17 protein-coding genes are annotated in these 17,605 nt (G+C 59.7%); 3 read left to right on the plus strand and 14 right to left on the minus strand.

The window, feature by feature from the left end; translation table 11 throughout:
- The 5 genes from C4J89_RS12155 to C4J89_RS12175 all read right to left on the minus strand — a co-directional run bounded on the left by C4J89_RS12155 (nt 1) and on the right by C4J89_RS12175 (nt 4,093).
- The gene (locus C4J89_RS12155; RefSeq protein ID WP_124414536.1) at nt 1–744 is read right to left on the minus strand and encodes a hypothetical protein; all 744 of its coding nucleotides are present in this window, start codon (nt 742–744) and stop codon (nt 1–3) included.
- Nucleotides 745–995: 251 nt separating this feature from the next.
- Nucleotides 996–1,760, minus strand: coding sequence for a 50S ribosomal protein L11 methyltransferase (locus C4J89_RS12160; RefSeq protein WP_256681795.1), 765 nt, complete (start codon nt 1,758–1,760; stop codon nt 996–998).
- A 5-nt stretch (nt 1,761–1,765) separates the two neighbouring features.
- A complete protein-coding gene (locus C4J89_RS12165) occupies nt 1,766–2,191 on the minus strand; it encodes a pyrroline-5-carboxylate reductase (protein ID WP_124414537.1) in 426 nt (141 codons plus the stop codon).
- Nucleotides 2,188–2,568, minus strand: a complete 381-nt coding sequence (locus tag C4J89_RS12170) for a pyrroline-5-carboxylate reductase (RefSeq protein ID WP_124414538.1) — start codon at nt 2,566–2,568, stop codon at nt 2,188–2,190. The genes C4J89_RS12165 and C4J89_RS12170 overlap by 4 nt, the downstream gene beginning before the upstream one ends.
- A 148-nt stretch (nt 2,569–2,716) precedes the next feature.
- Nucleotides 2,717–4,093 carry a VOC family protein gene (locus tag C4J89_RS12175; protein ID WP_124414539.1) on the minus strand — a complete coding sequence of 459 codons (1,377 nt, stop codon included), beginning with the start codon at nt 4,091–4,093 and terminating at the stop codon, nt 2,717–2,719.
- A 198-nt stretch (nt 4,094–4,291) separates the two neighbouring features.
- Between C4J89_RS12175 and C4J89_RS12180 the strand changes: the two genes are divergently transcribed.
- Nucleotides 4,292–6,928 (plus strand): glucosidase, encoded by a 2,637-nt coding sequence (locus tag C4J89_RS12180; protein WP_124414540.1) that lies wholly within the window; start codon nt 4,292–4,294, stop codon nt 6,926–6,928.
- A gap of 123 nt (nt 6,929–7,051) precedes the next feature.
- On the opposite strand, the gene C4J89_RS12185 is transcribed toward C4J89_RS12180, so the two are convergent.
- Together C4J89_RS12185 and C4J89_RS12190 are read right to left on the minus strand one after the other, a co-directional pair.
- Nucleotides 7,052–7,366, minus strand: a complete 315-nt coding sequence (locus C4J89_RS12185) for an SCP2 sterol-binding domain-containing protein (protein WP_005788868.1) — start codon at nt 7,364–7,366, stop codon at nt 7,052–7,054.
- A gap of 56 nt (nt 7,367–7,422) precedes the next feature.
- A complete protein-coding gene (locus C4J89_RS12190; RefSeq protein WP_124366817.1) occupies nt 7,423–8,133 on the minus strand; it encodes a histidine phosphatase family protein in 711 nt (236 codons plus the stop codon).
- 192 nt (nt 8,134–8,325) lie between these two features.
- Between C4J89_RS12190 and sohB the strand changes: the two genes are divergently transcribed.
- Nucleotides 8,326–9,351 carry a protease SohB gene (gene sohB / locus C4J89_RS12195; protein ID WP_124362594.1) on the plus strand — a complete coding sequence of 342 codons (1,026 nt, stop codon included), beginning with the start codon at nt 8,326–8,328 and terminating at the stop codon, nt 9,349–9,351.
- A gap of 133 nt (nt 9,352–9,484) precedes the next feature.
- Here sohB and dhaL read toward each other — a convergent pair whose 3' ends face one another.
- From dhaL to C4J89_RS12230, 7 genes are all read right to left on the minus strand, one after another.
- Entirely contained in the window at nt 9,485–10,129 is a 645-nt protein-coding gene (gene dhaL / locus C4J89_RS12200) for a dihydroxyacetone kinase subunit DhaL (RefSeq protein ID WP_124414541.1), read from the minus strand.
- 3 nt (nt 10,130–10,132) lie between these two features.
- Nucleotides 10,133–11,134, minus strand: coding sequence for a dihydroxyacetone kinase subunit DhaK (locus C4J89_RS12205; RefSeq protein ID WP_124414542.1), 1,002 nt, complete (start codon nt 11,132–11,134; stop codon nt 10,133–10,135).
- 151 nt (nt 11,135–11,285) lie between these two features.
- A complete protein-coding gene (locus C4J89_RS12210) occupies nt 11,286–12,401 on the minus strand; it encodes a zinc-binding dehydrogenase (protein ID WP_124414543.1) in 1,116 nt (371 codons plus the stop codon).
- Nucleotides 12,402–12,425: 24 nt separating this feature from the next.
- Nucleotides 12,426–13,181, minus strand: a complete 756-nt coding sequence (locus C4J89_RS12215) for an SDR family oxidoreductase (protein WP_124414544.1) — start codon at nt 13,179–13,181, stop codon at nt 12,426–12,428.
- Between the two features lie 138 nt (nt 13,182–13,319).
- Complete coding sequence (locus C4J89_RS12220; RefSeq protein ID WP_124366823.1) at nt 13,320–14,327, minus strand: substrate-binding domain-containing protein; 1,008 nt, start codon at nt 14,325–14,327, stop codon at nt 13,320–13,322.
- Nucleotides 14,328–14,361: 34 nt separating this feature from the next.
- Nucleotides 14,362–15,339 carry an ABC transporter permease gene (locus C4J89_RS12225; protein WP_124362600.1) on the minus strand — a complete coding sequence of 326 codons (978 nt, stop codon included), beginning with the start codon at nt 15,337–15,339 and terminating at the stop codon, nt 14,362–14,364.
- Nucleotides 15,336–16,823, minus strand: a complete 1,488-nt coding sequence (locus C4J89_RS12230) for a sugar ABC transporter ATP-binding protein (RefSeq protein ID WP_124414545.1) — start codon at nt 16,821–16,823, stop codon at nt 15,336–15,338. The genes C4J89_RS12225 and C4J89_RS12230 overlap by 4 nt, the downstream gene beginning before the upstream one ends.
- Nucleotides 16,824–17,106: 283 nt before the next feature.
- Between C4J89_RS12230 and rpiB the strand changes: the two genes are divergently transcribed.
- A complete protein-coding gene (gene rpiB, locus C4J89_RS12235) occupies nt 17,107–17,568 on the plus strand; it encodes a ribose 5-phosphate isomerase B (RefSeq protein ID WP_124414546.1) in 462 nt (153 codons plus the stop codon).
- Nucleotides 17,569–17,605: the final 37 nt, after the last annotated feature.

A 17,605-nucleotide genomic window follows, 5' to 3' on the forward strand; every position in this document is an offset into this window, starting at 1 on the left:
TTATTCTTTTGGCGAGCGGGTAGGTAGGCTGTCGTAAGCCAGAAGGCAGACTAATACGCCCGTGGTGGAGATGATTAAGGTCAGAGACAAAGTAGGAATATTTTTCCCATTGGTTATCAGGCCAATGGCTAGCAGTGTCAGTGGAAGTATGAACTGCAAAAAACCTGTCAGGGACAACGGAATTTTTCCGGTGGCGAACGAGAACATCAGTAGCGGCGTGACTGACACCGCTCCGGCTAACCAAATAAGCGGAGCTGAGCGATATGACACTTCACTCGGCCATATGATTGGGAAATCGAAGATCCAGACGGCAACTACAATACAACTGCTCAAGAAAACAGTTTCCAGGAACAGGCCGGTCACTGCATTTAAAGGTGTGTATTTTTTTAGGTAGGTGTACACGCCCCATGTTGCAGCGATCAATAGATAAACCGAATGGTTCAGCTTTTCAGTGAACGTTATCAAAAGCAATATCGCGACGAGTGCGATAGCGATAGACAGGGTTTTGATCGCTGAAAATTGCTCATGATAGATCAGGGCTCCCAATGTGATAGGTATGAACGGCGCCAATAAGTAGCCGATTCCGCTTTCCAAAATATATCCGTTGATTGAAGCCGCCATGAATGTGGCCCAATTAACGGCAATAAAAATAGAAGCGGTGCCGTGCAGAGCTATTAGTTTGGCTGTCAGTTGGTTTGCCTGGCCAAGGCGTCGAAAAATTAGAAGAAGTGCACTGAGAATCAAGCAGGACAGGACAATCCTATAGGCAACTAGTGTTGCAGAGGATAATCCGTCAAGCGCCCTCCAATAAAGAGATGACGCTCCTAGCATTAAATTCGCGAGCGCCGACAATGCGATTGCCGTAAAACGCCTTGTAGAAGGTGCTGGTTGTATAATCATGATTTTTATTTGGGATAGTAGAATTCAACGATTTCGTAAGACCAGAAAATTATGCCGTGTTTGTCGACGGAATATGCAGCTAAGTCTTGATTTGCCTACTGTTCGAATTCGCTTTTTAAAAGTTTGCTCGTGGCCTGCCAATGATCAGAGTAATAAAGAAGTGGGAGTGTATGGCGTTCCATGAGTCTGTAAGCCAGCGGCGGAGCACCGTGATGCCTTTCCCTGTACCCGTTCAATACATCACGTATTCCCACTAAAGAATTAAGCCCCACAATGGCCGTTCCCGTGGGTGCCAGGTATTTGGGAAGATTATCAAGAAAGCGGGCGATGATTTGCTCTCCGTAGAACATTGCTTCCAGAGGTAACTGTCCCGTCGGCTCGATGATGTCCAAGCGCTGGGTGAGCGAAGGTGAGGGAGTTCGCCAGCCAGGCGGGTTAAAGGTGATTGTTTCAAATTGTCTTTCGGGCAGATTGCTGAACAGGTCGCCAATACAAAAAGAAATGGCTGGCTGCTTGAAGTTTATGTGTTCGTGAAGTTTTGCCTGTTCAATGGAGTATGGGGAGATGTCCGTGGCAAAAATGTCTTGAACTCCAAGTTTGCGCGCCAATAGCGCATGGACGCCGCTGCCTGTCCCGACATCCAGGAAGCTGTTGTTTGATCTGCTGGAGCTGAGTGAACGTAACAGATAACAGCCGAGCCTCACGCCCGCGAGGCTTACTCTGAAAACGGTGGGCGAATGTATGAAGTCAAGTTGTTGGCCAAGTCCATAATAAATGCTGTAGCTGTCGCTCAGACAATTCGATTTATCAAAATCTAAATAGTGCTGTCCTGCTAGCCCATGATCAATAAGTCCTTGCATATCTATCACCTCTGACCCAGTTCCATCGAGCGAGCGCAGGATATTTTGAGACCTCCTATGATGGCGGCTCGTACTCCGTGCTGATTAAACCAATCAATTGCTCGCTCTGTCGTTCCACCTGCAGTCATCACTTTTTCACATAGATTAATCGCAGGTTCCTTGCGTTGCTCCAAAATTGCCGTGGTTCCGCGTAGCAGCTGGAGAATTATTGAGGTAGCACTTGATTTATCGAAGCCAGCCGAAATAGCATATTCTGTGAGCGCCGCGGCGAAGTAGGCAATGTAAGCGGGGCCGCCGCCAACGAGAGCTGTGGCGCTATCCAGCAAAGCCTCATCTTTTAACTCCAGTAAATTTCCAAGCTTGGCGAGAAGTTGATTAACCACGATATTGCTTGCAGTCGTTGTCTCAGTCGCGGCAATTAAAACGGTCATTCCTTCATTAACGCCGCACGGAAGATTGGGTATAGTTCGATAGATTTGCGAGTTTTCAAGCGGGCTGTGAGTTCGCGGATACGAATTCCAGCCATAACTGAAATGACGATGCCAGCATACTGTCCGATGCGAGCATTATTTTCCAGGAACCTCAGGAAAGCCTGAGGTGGGATCGCTAGAAAGATAACGTCAGCTATTAAAGGAGTTGGTAGTTCTTCCAGCGTTGAAATACCTGCATTTTTGATATCGTTTCGGCGAGTAGCGTCGGGCTCGACGACAGTTATCAGCATGTCTGCACTGGATCGCTTTAAACCAAATGCGATCGCACTGCCCATATGCCCGCCACCGATGATCATGATATTCATTGCTGCTGACATGACTATCCCCTCCGGCGCTATTAAACTGCTGGGTTGGCTAAATATCAGCTTCGTATGGAGTCGGAGTTATATCAAATCATTGGCTTCCTAAAATGGTGTAGGGCGTTTCTGGTGGTTACTGGTTCAGCGAGCCGAGCCGACATCCCCTTTATTCCCGCAGCGTGCTCATGCACTCATCCATCGAACGCTGCTGCGTCTCGCCATACAACTGCAACTCGTCAATCGTGCTCCGGCCCAGCGCCTGCTCAAACTCGGGCTTGTTCGAATTGGCCGCGTAGTGACTCTGCGCCGCATCGCCCAGGTTCGACTGAAAAATCCCCGCCGCGCTCACCGGCAGGAAGTCCTCGTACACCAGCGGTTCCACCTCTACATGCCCTGCGCTGATCAATGCCTCCAGTGTGCGCGGTTGGTCGGACTTGCCGCGGGCCGCCAGGCCTTTTTCAGTGGGGAAATAGCGGAAGTACGCCAAGCCTTGTTCACGCATTTGCGCGTGGTCGTCCGGGAATGCCTGGAAGTGCTGCGCCATTAATTGCTCATAACGTGCGGCGTTGGATTCGTTGGGGAAGGCGCCCAGTTCATCGCGGGCGGCATTCAGCAGTTGGTCGTACAGGGCGCGCCCCTTGGGGGTGAGCGCGACGCCGCGTTGTTCGATTTCGCCGAAGCGTGCGCTGTGGCTGCCCTGGGCATCGGTAAAGCCTATGGATTCGTCGAGGGCCTTGAAGCTGGTCTGGCGTAGCAGGATCGGGCACTTGCGTCGAGGTGGGCCTTCGATCACGGCTTTGGGGGTGATGCCGTGGCCGGGCATGGCCGCTTGCACCTGGTCGATGTCCAGGGTGCGCGGGGTGAGGTGATTGATGTGCGGGCCTCTGAAGGCCACCACGTCGGCGATCAGGCGATGCTGGTCGCTGAGTTGCCGATACTGCGCGGCCGTGACGGTGGCGGTGGGGTGCCAGCGAAACGTCTCCAGCGCCTGGCGAATGAATTCCTCGGCGTCAGAGGCTCCGAGGCCGCCGTGTTTTTCCGCCTGTTCGATCAGCGCCAGGGCGCCGGGGGTGAAGATCGAGCGCTTGGCCAGGGCGGTTTCGGCGAAGCTGCGCAGCGCCGGGCTTTCGATCAGCTCCAGGCGCAGCAGCGAGGTGAACACGCGAAACGGGCTGGTTTGCAGCGACTGTTCGTGGACGGCGCGAAAGGCCGTGGAATGGACCGGCACGCCAGCCGGGGTCAGATCGTAATAGCCCACCGGTTGCATGCCCATGACCGCGAACAGACGGTTGATGGTCGCCAGTTCCGCAGCGGTGCCCAGGCGGATCGCACCGTGGCGCTCCATGTCCAGACGCTGGGTCTCGCCGGTACGGCGCAGGTGCTCGGCCAGGCCCGGGTTGCTCTCCAGCACCTGTGCGTTGGTCTGAGCCACCAGGCTCATCAGCGCGCCGTACAACGGCACTTCATCCCTGTACATATCGGACATCGCCCGGGAAAAGCCCTTACGGATTTCGTCGGGGCTGACATGTGCGGTACCTGGCATAGAAAAATTCCTGAAGGCTGAGGCGAGGTGTGTGGCTTTCCCTGGATTTTGTTGGGCCCAAGAGGCGCGTGCAAACGAAGTTTCCTCTGGACTTCATTCTGCAAATGAATGAGGTGACGCCCCTATGCAGTCTTCATGTGCATCCGGGCGGCATTGGGTTCTACACTGCTGCTCATCAGACCGGCGATGGAGGACTCAATGACGGCCGCACCCACACACCGAATGCTCAACACCCTCGAAGGTCAACGCCTGGCGACGGAGCATGCAGAAAGCTGGCGCGAATGGGGGCCGTACCTGAGTGAACGCCAATGGGGCACCGTACGCGAGGACTACAGCGCCGACGGCGACGCCTGGGCCTATTTTCCCCATGAACATGCCCGCAGCCGCGCCTACCGGTGGGGCGAGGATGGCTTGGCCGGTTTCAGCGACAAGGCGCAACGCTGGTGCCTGGGCCTGGCGCTGTGGAACGAACGTGACGCGATCCTCAAGGAGCGCCTGTTCGGCCTCGATAACGCCGAGGGCAACCACGGTGAAGACGTCAAGGAACTGTACTTTTTCGTCGATGGCGTGCCGAGCCATGCCTACATGCGCATGCTCTACAAATACCCCCATGCAGCGTTTCCCTACGCCGACCTGATCGCCGAAAACGCCCGCCGTGGGCTGGCTGACGCTGAGTATGAAATCCTCGATACCGGCGTGTTTGACGATAACCGCTACTGCGACGTCAGCGTTGAGTACGCCAAGCATCAACCCGACGATATTTTCATGCGCATCACTGTGCACAACCGTGCCGAGCAACCCACGCGTCTGCAGGTATTGCCCCAGCTGTGGGCGCGCAATGACTGGAGCTGGACCTTCGGCGCCCCCAAGCCCGGCTTGACCCTGGACGGTGACCGCGTGCGAGCGCGTCATCATGAGCTGGGCGACCGCCATCTCAGCGCCTGGGGCCAGGACGGCGTGGAATGGTTGTTTTGTGAAAACCAGACCAACCTCCCCAGGCTGGGTGGGCCGGCGGCGCCGGGGCCGTTCAAGGACGGTATCAACGATTACGTGGTCGGCGGTGTGCAAGGCGCGATTCGCCGAGATACGGGCACTAAGGTGGCGGCGCGGTTCGTCCTGGAACTGGCGGGTCAGGAGCGCAAAGTCCTGTACCTGCGCTTTGCCCCTGTGGACGCGCCCGAGGTCAACGCGCGCAAGCTGTTCGAACAGCGCCGCCAGGAGGCCGACGATTTCTATGCGGCACTGCAACAGGGCATCGCCGACGACGATGCACGCAATGTGCAGCGTCAGGCCCTGGCCGGGTTGTTGTGGTCCAAGCAGTTGTACTATTTCGACGTGAACCAGTGGCTCGACGGCGACCCGGCCCAGCCCGCGCCGCCGCCCGAGCGCCTGCATTTGCGCAATACCCATTGGCGGCACCTGTCCAATTTCGACATTCTCTCCATGCCCGACACCTGGGAGTACCCTTGGTATGCCTCGTGGGACCAGGGCTTCCAGGCGATAGCGATGGCGCTGATCGATCCCGGCTACGCCAAGCAACAACTGCTATTGCTGGTGAAGGACCGCTTCATGCACCCCAATGGCCAACTGCCGGCTTATGAGTGGCGCTTCGACGATGCCAACCCGCCCGTGCATGCCTGGGCCAGCTGGCGCGTGTATCAGCAGGACAAGGCGTTGACCGGTGTGGGCGACCTGGACTTTCTGGAGCGGATTTTCCACAAACTGCTGCTGAATTTTTCCTGGTGGGTCAACCGCAAGGACGCCGAGGGCCGCAACCTGTTTCAGGGCGGCTTTCTCGGGCTGGACAATATCGCCCTGTTCGACCGCTCTGCCGCGCTGCCACCGGGCTATCAGCTGGACCAGGCGGACGGCACGGCGTGGGTGGCCGCCTATGCGCTGGACCTGATGCGCATCGCCCTGGAGCTGGCCAAGCGCAATGGCGTGTACGTGGATATCGCGGTGAAGTTCTTCGAGCACTTCCTGTACATCGCCGGCGCCATCAACCGCGTCGACGACAGCGCCGACGGGCTGTGGGATGAGCAGGATCTGTTTTTCTACGACGTGCTGCACCGCCCCGATGGCGAGAGCGAACCGGTACGCCTGCGTTCCATCGTCGGGCTGATGCCGTTGTTTGCAGTGCTGGTGCTGGAGCAGCGCGAGCATGAAGGCCTGACGGGCTTGCGTGAGCGGCTGTTGGGCTTCATGCACCATCGGCCGGACCTGGCCAGGCTGGTATCACGCTGGAACGAACCGGGACAGGGCAATCGGCTGCTACTGGCATTGCTGCGCGGCGAACGCACCAAGGATCTGCTGCGGCGCATGCTGGATGACGATGAGTTCTTGTCGGCATTTGGCGTGCGCTCCTTGTCCAAGGCTTTCGCCGAGCAGCCCCTGGCCCTGAAGATGAATGGCAACACCCTGTGCGCCAGTTACCAGCCCGGCGAATCCGATTCACGTTTGTACGGTGGCAACTCCAATTGGCGCGGGCCGTTGTGGATGCCGGTCAACTACATGCTGATTGAGTCGCTGCGCGAATTTCATCGCTATTACGCGGATAACTTTTCGGTGGAATACCCCAAGGGCAGCGGTTATCTGTCATCCCTGGAGGAAGTGGCCAACAGCCTCAGTCAGCGCCTGACCGGGTTGTTTCTAAGGGACGAAGATGGCCTGCGCCCGTCCATGGCGGCGTATGCGCAGTTGGAGGCGGACCCGCTCAGCCGTGACCTGGTGTTGTTCCATGAGTATTTTCATGGGGAGACCGGCAGGGGGTTGGGGGCGTCGCACCAGACGGGGTGGAGTGCGCTGGTGGCGTTGTTGCTGCAACCTGAAAACTAAATGTGGGAGGGGGCTTGCTCCCGATGGCGGTGTCTCAGCCAGCTCACCTGTCACTGATACATCGCTATCGGGGGCAAGCCCCCTCCCACATTGGATCTTCATCAAATTCAGGTTGTGCCTGAATCAGGAAGGAAACAGCTCGCTCAGCTTCATGGCCAGCATCATGTCGCCTTCGGTGCGCAGTTTGCCGCCCATGAAGGCCTGCATGCCGTCGGTGGAGCCGTCGACGATGCCTTCCAGGGTTTCGCTGTCCATCACCAGGGTCACCTGGGCGTCCGGGTTTTCACCTTCCTGCAGTTCGCAGGTCTTGTCTTTTACCACCAGCGAAAAGTTCTTGGTGTCGTCGATACGGAAACCGAATACCAGGTCCAGGCCTTCAGCGGCGCTTGGGTTGAATTTGGCTTTCATTGCTTCTACGGCTTTAGCTACGTCAGTCATGGTTTCGATCCTTTAGGGTAGAGTCCAGTGACCTTGGGGTCACGGTTGGCCGCACTTCATCGGAAAGTGATGAACTGCGGCGCCTTCAACAGCTGCAAGTGGGTATGACTGTTGAAGGAAGCCAGTGCCACCTCGCGACCACGGAATTTCAGTTGATTGAGCGAGGTGTTGACAATTTGCCAGTTCAGTTCGAATGCCTGGGCGGCCGGCATACGGGTAATCAGGTGGAGCAGGGCGGTGATGGTGCCGCCGGAGGTGAATACCGCGATCTTGTGCGAGTTGTCGGCCGCTTCAAGGATGCGCTGCAAGCCGCCCTGGACACGTTCGACAAACCCCAGCCAGCTTTCCAGCCCCGGTGGATCGTAGGTGCCGGCCAGCCAGCGCTCGATGATCAGGGCGAAGATGCGCTGGAATTCGCTGCGGTTCTGCGCACCATTGCGCAGGATGTGCACGGCGTCGGGTTCGGCGCCTAGCAGGTCGGGGAGCAGGCCGCGAATAATCGCCTCGCCGTCGAATTCGTTGAACGCGCTGTCGATTTCCAGCGGCGGAACGGGCAGGCCGAGGGCGCTGTATTGATCGAATGTGGCGGTGGCGGTGTGCTGCTGGCGGCGCAGGTCACCCGACAGGCAGCGATCGAACGTCAGCCCCAGGTCGGCCAGGTGGCGACCGAGTACTTGGGCTTGTTCCACGCCGACGGGCGACAAGACGTCATAGTCGTCTGCACCGAAGGAGGCCTGGCCATGTCGAATCAGATAGATGCTGCCCACGTCCGTTTTCCCGGTACGTTGAAAGTCTGGCGAGGTTATGAGGATGCCCGCGAGCTGTCAATGAAAAAACATACGCTTGTTTTAAAAGCCTGTTAGAGGTGCGCTGGTGGCGGTTTGGGCACTGGTCCGCGGGCATTGGCGCCGGTATGCTGGGCCATCCGCGCCTGGCGCAGTGCATTCTTAAGGAGACATATGGATTTTTTGGCCGAATATGCGAGCTTTCTGGCGAAGACCGTCACCCTGGTGGTCGCTATTCTGGTGGTGCTGATCAGCTTCGCGGCGCTGCGCAGCAAAGGGCGTCGCAAATCCGCTGGCCAGTTGCAGGTCAGCAAGCTGAACGATTTCTACAAGGGCTTGCGCGAGCGCCTGGAATCGAGCCTGCTCGACAAGGACCAGCTCAAGGCCCTGCGCAAATCCGAAAGCAAAGCCGAAAAAAAGCACGGCAAGAAGAAGCCCGAGCCTAAAGCGCGGGTATTCGTGCTGGATTTCGACGGTGACATCAAGGCCTCCGCCACTGAAAGCCTGCGCCATGAAATCACCGCACTGCTGAGCCTGGCCACGCCCAAGGACGAAGTGGTGCTGCGCCTGGAAAGCGGCGGCGGCATGGTGCACAGCTACGGCCTGGCCTCTTCCCAACTGGCGCGTATTCGTCAAGCGGGCGTGCCATTGACCGTGTGCATCGACAAGGTCGCGGCCAGCGGCGGCTATATGATGGCGTGCATCGGCGAGAAGATCATCAGCGCCCCGTTCGCGATCCTCGGTTCCATCGGCGTGGTCGCGCAGTTGCCCAACGTCAACCGCCTGCTGAAAAAGCATGATATCGACTTCGAAGTGCTCACCGCCGGCGAATACAAGCGCACGCTGACGGTGTTTGGCGAAAACACCGAGAAAGGGCGCGAGAAATTCCAGGAAGACCTGGACATCACGCACCAATTGTTCAAGAACTTCGTCTCGCGTTATCGCCCGCAGTTGGCAATTGACGAGGTAGCCACCGGAGAAGTGTGGCTGGGTGTTGCTGCCCTCGACAAGCAACTGGTCGACGAACTGCAGACCAGCGACGAATACCTGGCCACCAAGGCCAAGACTGCCGAGGTGTTCCATCTGCACTACGCCGAGCGTAAAAGCCTGCAGGAGCGGGTAGGGCTGGCGGCCAGTGGTTCGGTGGACCGGGTGTTACTGACCTGGTGGAGCCGGCTGACCCAGCAGCGGTTCTGGTAATCCACTACCAACTCGATCGCTCCCACGCTCTGCGTGGGCGCGCATCCCGTGACGCTTTGCGTCACCCTCGCGCAGGCGGGACGCGGAGCGTCCAGGGCTGTATTCCCACGCGGAGCGTGGGAACGATCACCGGTCAGTTCAAGCGGAGCTGGATGGAATCCGCCAGCCGCGTGAGGATCAGGCAGCACGACACCGCCCCAGCATCCAGCGCCCCGAGCGAGCGTTCACCCAGGCGACTGGCCCTACCGATCTTCGCCACCAGGTCCCTGGTCGAATCACGCCCCTGGGAAGCAGCGCTTTTCATCGTCTCCAGCGCCGCGTTGAACGAAGCCCCATTGGCATGCGCTCGCTCAAAGGCTTGCACCGCCGGAATCAGGGTGTCCATCAAACACTTGTCACCCACCCCCGCCTCGGTAATGTCCTGCAACGACGTCAGGCCGCCGCGCAGCAAGCGGGCGAAGGTGGCGGCGTCGATGTCTTCACTGCCGCGCACTTCGTCGGCCATGCCGATAAACAGGCTGCCATACAACGGGCCCATCGAACCGCCGATGCCCTCCATCAGGCTCAGGGTCAGTTCGTCCAGGGCTTCGGCCAGGGTCAGTTGGCGACCTTCAAGCGCGCGCCCGCAGTGGGCAAAACCCTTGGCCATGTTGATGCCGTGGTCACCGTCGCCAATCGCACCGTCGATTTCGCTGAGGTAGTCACGGTTGGCCACGATCACGCTGACCAGGTCGGCGACGATGGCGCTGCCGTCGTGGCTGGAAAAATGCTCACTCATGGTTCACTCCGCCTGGGTCATGCCGATGGAACGGCAGGGTTGGTCGATCAGGGTTTTCAGCTCCGCGTCCAGGCCGAGCAGGGTCAGGGTCACGCCCATCATTTCCAGGGAGGTGAAGTAGTTGCCGACATAGCAACGGTGAATCTTCAAACCCTTTGACGTGAGCTGGCGTTCCACCTCGGCATAGAACACGTACAGCTCCATCACCGGCGTGGCGCCGAGACCGGAGACCAGCACCACCACGCTGTCGTCCTGGCTGAAGTCGCGGTCTGCGAGAATGGGGGCGAGCATGCGCTCGGCCATGGCTGCGGCGGACTCGATGGGTATCACTTCGATGCCCGGTTCGCCGTGATGGCCGATGCCCAGCTCCATCTGGCCGTCGGGGATCTGGAAGTTCGGCTTGCCCACTGCAGCGATGGTGCACGGCGTGAGGCCGATGCCGATCGAGCGACAGTGGTCGACGGCTTTTTGTGCGACGCGAATCACACCGTCCAGGTCGTAATGCTGGGCGGCGGCGGCTCCGCCGATCTTCCACATGAAGATTTCCCCGGCCACGCCGCGCCGCTTGGCGATATCCGCCTGCGGGGCGGAGGCGACGTCGTCGTTGGCGACCACGGTGCGAATACGCATGTCTTTACTGGCGGCCATTTTCATCGCCAGCTTCACATTCATGTTGTCACCCGCGTAGTTGCCGTACAGGCAGGCCACGCCCGCGCCATGGTCGGCGGCGCGGAAGGCGTCGAAAAAGCTCTTGGCGGTGGGCGAGGAGAAAATCTCACCGACCGCCACCGCATCCACCAGGCCCGGGCCGACGTAGCCGAGAAAGGCCGGTTCATGCCCGGAACCACCGCCGGTGACAATGCCGACACGACCCTGGGCCGAGGGTTTGGCCTTGACGATGACTCGTGGGTTGGCTTCGTACTGGCGCAGTTCAGGGTGCGCGACCAGGACGCCGCGCAGCATGTCTTCGACCACTTGGTCCGGATCGTTGATGACTCGATTCATAACGCGGGTTCCTGTTTTTGTTCTGTTGGTTCGCAGTTGTTCAGTGTGGGAGGGGGCTTGCTCCCGATAGCGGTGTGTCAGCCAACTGATTTGTCACTGTTGCACAGCCATCGGGGGCAAGCCCCCTCCCACATTTGGATTTGTGGTGTGCTTAGGGCTCAAGTACCACCTTCAGCGACTTGTCGCCACGCTCCATCACCGCAAACGCTTCCTTGAAATCCGCCAGCGCAAACTTATGGGTTACCACATCGCGCATGTCGATCTTGCGGCTGCCGATAAAGTCGATGGCGCGCGGGTACATATACGGCCCCAGGTGCGAGCCGAGAATATCCAGCTCCTTGCGGTCGCCGATGATCGACCAATCCACCGTGGCTTCATCATTGAACACGCTGAATTCAACGAAACGCCCCAATTTGCGCAGCATCGCCAGGCCCTGGTTCACTGCCTTGTGGTGCCCGGTGGCTTCGATATAGATGTCGCAGCCGTAGCCATCGGTGATCGCGCGGATTTTCGCCAGCACATCGACTTCGGCCGGGTTCCACACTTCGTCGGCGCCCATGCGCAGGGCCAGGGCGGCGCGTTCGGGTTTCATGTCCAGCACGATGAGTTTTTTCGGGTTGCGCAAACGCACCGCGCCGATGATGCCCAGGCCCAGGGTGCCGGCGCCGGCGACCACGACGATGTCGTCGTGGTCGACATTGGCGCGTTCTGCCGCGTGCAGCGAGCAGGCCAGGGGTTCGATCAGGATCGCTTCATCCGGAGCGATGGATTCCGGCACTTTATGGATGATGCCTTCCTTGGTGAAAATCATGTACTGGGCCATGGCGCCCTGCACATTGTTCTGGAAGCCGTAGAGGTCATGCTTCTGGCACATCCAGTATTGGCCGTGATTGCAGAACCGGCAGCCCCAGCACGGCACGATCTGCTCGGAAATCACCCGCTCACCGACTGCCACGCCGCGTTTTTCCGCGCCAGGGCCAAGGGCAACCACGCGGCACACGAACTCATGCCCGGGGATCATCGGCGGTTTCACGTAGCGCGGTTGCTCGGCATCGCCCCAGAACGACGGCGCGCCGCGATAGGTCTTGATGTCGCCCATGCAGATGCCGCACAGCTCGACCTTGGTGAGAATTTCATCAGGCCCCGGTGTGGGTACGTCGACAGTTTCCAGGCGATAGTCTTCCGGGCCATGGCACACCACGGCCTGCATGGTTTTCGGGATGACCGGGGCCAAGTGTTCAGCGCTGCGTTCGGTAATGGTGGACATGACAAAACCTCACATAAAGATGGATTACTGAATGCTGTAGCCGCCGTCGATCAGCATGTTCGCGCCAGTGATCATCTGCGCGGCATCGCTGAGCAGGTAGAGTGCCAGCGCGGCGATCTCCTCGGGCTGGGCGAAACGTCCCGCCGGGATCTGCGCCTTGGCCCGTTCGCCCACTGCGCCGGCCCAGGCTTGCTTGCCCAGGGCGGTCTCGACGATGGTGGGGGAGATGGCGTTGACGTTGATCTGCGGCGCCCATTCCATGGCTAATACCTTGGTCATGCCGACGATGGCGGCCTTGCTCGCGCAGTAGGCGACGTGGCGGTCCAGGCCGATCACGGCAGCCTGGGAGGCGAGGTTGACGATGCGCCCGCCGCCCTGGGCCAGCATGTGGCGGGCGCAGGCCTGGGCCACGAAGAAGCTGGCCTTGAGGTTGATATCCAGGGTGGTGTCCCAGGCGCTTTCGCTGACCTCGACGGCCTTGTCCAGCAACACCACGCCGGCACTGTTGACCAAGTAATCCAGGCGTTGGAAGTGTTCGAAAACGTGATCGATGGTGGGTTGTATCTGGCCGATCTGGCCGAGGTCGACGGCAATGCCCAAGTGCCCGGCACCGAGACGCGCGGCCACCTCGACCACTGCCGGGTCGCGGTCCAGCAGCGCCACGCGTGCACCGCGTTCCACCAACAGGGTGGCGCAGGCCAGGCCGATGCCGGCGGCGCCCCCGGTGATCACGGCGCAACGGCCGCTGAGGTCGAAGGCTTGATTCCAGAAACCTGACATGAATGACTCCATTTTTGGCAATCGATCATTCCCACGCTCTGCGTGGGAATGCCGCCTGGGACGCTCTGCGTCCTGATGATGGATGACGCGGAGCGTCATGGGATGCATTCCCACGCGGAGCGTGGGAACGATCTATAACTACTTACCGCCGCTGACCTGCTTGTACAGCGCATCGGCATTGGCATTCGTCACCGGCACCCATGGCAGGATGTAGTTCTTGGCCGTGCCATCCCCCCATTTCACGTCGTTGCCGTAGCGCGCCCAGATCACCGATTGCGGCTTGTAGTCCTTGCCGGCCAATGCGCGCAACGCCACGTCCAGCGCACCCTGGGACTGGGCCTGGGCATCCTGGAGAAAGGTGGTGACTTCGTCTTTTTTCGCCGCCTGGATCGCATCCGGCATGCCGTCGATGGAGGTGACGGGCACGTCCTTGGAGGTCAGCCCATGGGACTTCAACGCCTGTACCGCACCGAGGGCCATGTCGTCGTTCTGGGCGATGACGCCATTGATGCCTTTGGGGTGAGCGTTCAGCCAGTCTTCGGTAAGGGTCAGCGCCTGGGCGCGGTCCCAGTTGGCGGTTTTTTTCTCGATGATCTTGATGTCCGGGTGTTTGCCCAGCACTTCCAGTTCGCCCTTTTCCCGGTCGATCTGTGCCGACTGGCCAATCGGGCCTTGGATGATCACCACGTTGCCCTTGCCATTGAGCTTGTCGACCATAGCCTGGGCCTGCAGGCGGCCGCCTTCGACATCGTCGTTACCCACATACGGCACGTTGGCATCGGCTACTTTCGTATTGGAGGCGATGACCACCACGTCGTTGCTCATGGCGGCTTTCACCGTGCCGACGCCGGCCTTGGTATCAATGGGTACGAACAGGATGGCGTCGTAGCGCTGGGTCACCATGTTTTCGATCTGGTTGTTCTGCGTCAGCGCGTCGTAGTTGCCGTCGAACACGGTCAATTGCACGGTGCCGTCCTTGACCGCAGGGTGTTCCTTGAGCTCGCGGACCCAGTTCTGCATGAACTGGCCCTTGAGGCCGTAGACGGCGGCGCCGATCTTGTAGGTCTTGCCATCGGCGGCCAGGGCGATACTGCTGGCCAGCAGGGTAAAGGTCGCCGCAGCGGCCAAGGTTGTACCCAGTTTCATAAGTAGAACTCCGGTTATTGTTGTGGGTCGTTCTCTAGCGTTTTTTCTTGCGCCACACGTCGATCAGTACTGCAAACACGATGATCAGGCCCTTGGCGACCTGCTGGTAATAGGAGGACACGCCGAGCAGGTTCAGCCCGTTGTTGATCACGCCGATCAACAGCGCGCCAAACAATGTGCCGACGATGCTGCCGGTGCCGCCCGACAGGCTGGTACCCCCAATCACCACGGCGGCAATCGCATCCAGCTCATAGGAAACCCCGGCCTGGGGCAGGGCGGAGGTGGTGCGCGCCGACAGCACCACGCCGGCCAGGCCCGCCAGCAGGCCCGACACCACATACACCGAGAACATCACCTTGCGCACACCGATACCGGAGGTGCGCGCGCTTTTTTCATTGCCGCCCACCGCGTACACATAGCGCCCGTACGTGGTGTAGCGCAGCACCATCCAGAAGATCAGTGCGACCACTGCGAAGATGATGATCGGCACGCCAATCGGGCCGATCTTGCCGATGCCCAGCGCCAGGTAGGCGTCGGGCAGGTCGGTGATCGGGCTGCCGTCGTTGAGGATGAAGGTCATACCGCGGGCAATGCTGAGCATGCCGAGGGTGGCCACGAACGGCGGGATCGACAGGTTGGCAACCATGAAGCCGTTGACCACGCCGAGCATCGCCCCAGCGAACATCCCCGCGCTGACCGCCGCCAGCAGGCCATAGCCCTGGGTCGCGACCATGGCGCTGCACAGCCCGGCAAACGCCAGGATCGAGCCCACCGAGAGGTCAATGCCCTTGGTCAGGATCACATAGGTCATGCCCACGGCAAGGATGCCGTTGATGGAGGTCTGGCGCAGGATGTCCATCCAATTGCGCCAAGTCATGAAGTACTCGCTGGAAAACGCCATCACCACGCACAGCAAGATAAACACCAGCGGCAGGCCGAAGCGGTCGAGGGACAGGCGCAGGCGGTTGCGCGGTGCGGCGGTAACGGGCGCAACAATCGTTTTGGCATTCATGAGGCAAGACTCAACAAGGCTTCCTGGGAAAGGGCGGTGTCGCTGCTGACGGTTACCAGCCGGCCGCCCTTGAAGACGGCGATGCGATCGCTCAGGTGCAGCAGCTCCGGGGCCTCCGACGACACCACGATGGCCGCGCCCCCGGCGCGTACGAACTGGTCGAGCAAGTGGTAGATCTCTTGCTTGGCGCCTTCGTCGATGCCCCGGGTCGGTTCATCGCAGAGCAGGCAGATCGGTTCGGTGGACAAGCATTTGGCGAGCACCACTTTCTGCTGGTTGCCGCCGCTCATGGAGGCCACCGGCAAGTCCAGGGAGCTGGTCTTGATCTGCAGGCGTTTGACCATGTTTTCAGCCAATTGGGTTTCCTTGCGTGCATTGATCAGCGACCAGCTCGACAAGCGCTTGTAGGCCGACAGCGCAATGTTGGAAAGAATGCTGCCGGTCAGTACCAGGCCGCTGTCCTTGCGATCTTCGGTGACCAGCGACATGCCGGCGTTGATGGTCGCCTTGGGCAGCCCGACAGGCATGGGCTTGCCTTGCAGGGTGACGCTGCCGGAGTCCGGTGTGGTCAGGCCGTAGATGCAATTGAGGAATTCGCTGCGCCCCGACCCCATCAGGCCGTAGATGCCGAGGATTTCGCCCTGGCGCAGTTGCAGGCTGATGTCGTGAAATTCGCCGTTGCGGCTCAGGTTGTCGACTTGCAGGCAGGTGGCGGCGGCGCACTCACGGCCGACCTTGTGGTCGATCCGCGTCAGCTCCTGGCCGACGATGCCGCGCACCAGGTGGTTGCGGTCGATATCGGCCATGCGCCCGCTTTCCACAAAGGCGCCGTCGCGAAAGATGCTGTAGTCGTCGGCGATCTGCGCCAACTCGCTCAGGCGATGCGACACGTACACAATGCCGGCGCCGCGTGCAGTGAGGCGGCGAATCGCCTTGAACAGGGTTTCTGCCTCGCGCTCGCCGATGGCCGAGGTGGGTTCGTCCATGATCATCACCTGGCAGTCATGGCTGAACGCCTTGGCGATTTCCACCAGTTGGATCTGCGCCACGCTCAAGCGGTGCATGGGGCTGGTGGGGTCGACGTCGAACTCCAGGCCTTCGAGCAGCTCGCGGGTGCGGCGGTTGAGGGCCTTGCTGTCGACAATGCAGCCGGCGCGGCGCGGTTCGCGGCCCAGCCAGATATTTTCGGCGACGCTCATGTAGGGAATGGGTTCCAGCTCCTGGGTGATCATCGCGATCCCCGCCGCCAAGGCTTCGCTCGGACGGTTGAACTGCACCGCAACACCCTTGAGCCGGATGCTGCCGGCGTCGCGCGGGGTGATGCCCATCAGGATGCTCAGAAAGGTCGACTTGCCGGCGCCGTTGCCGCCACACAGGGCATGCACGCTGCCGGCCCGCAGAGAGAGGCGCCCGTCACGCAGGGCAGGGACCCCGTCGTAAGCCTTGGCGACGTGTTCAGCCTGGAGCAGTAATGGCGTGGCCATCGGCGTGTCCTCGTGCTGTGAATTCTTATTAGGTCGCACAGTCATGTTTCGCTGTGAGCATATGTGTACCAAATGAAATTCTGATCAGTCAATCTCTTTCACTTGAAAGCGATCATTCTCATCTGGCGTGGCGGTATTGGCTTTTAATGCCGCGTTAGCGGGAGCTCTGATAAAAACGAGCTTGACAGATCAGCCTATATGCCCGAGAAATGCCTGAGCGAAATTTCACTGAGTGATCATATGATCAGTCATAAGTACGATGACGGCAGCGGAGCTAGACGCCATGAACACACCTTTCCCGGTGGCTATCGGATGCGATGAAGCGGGCTTTGAGCTCAAGGAATTGTTGAAGCGGCATATCGAAGCGCTGGGTTACCCGGTGACCGATTTCGGCACGCATTCCACCGCGCCGGTGCTGTACCCGGACATTGCCCTGGCCGTAGCCAATGCCATCACCGCCGGGCAGCAGCGTCTCGGCGTGCTGGTTTGTGGCACCGGGATCGGCATGGCTATTTCCGCCAACAAAGTGTTCGGCATTCGTGCGGCCCAGGCCCACGACACCTACTCGGCCGAGCGTGCGCGCAAGAGCAACGATGCGCAGATCCTATCCATCGGCGCGCGGGTCATCGGCATTGAACTGGCCAAGAGCGTCGTCACCGCGTTCCTGGCCTCGGAGTTCGAGGCTGCGCGCTCAGGGGCCAAGGTCGAGCGCATCAATGCGATCGAGCGCGATGGGCATCAATAGTGGACGGCGCGGGGCAAGAGTCGGGAGAATGCGCCTT

This window comes from Pseudomonas sp. R4-35-07 (assembly GCF_003852235.1).
Taxonomy (GTDB): Bacteria; Pseudomonadota; Gammaproteobacteria; order Pseudomonadales; family Pseudomonadaceae; genus Aquipseudomonas.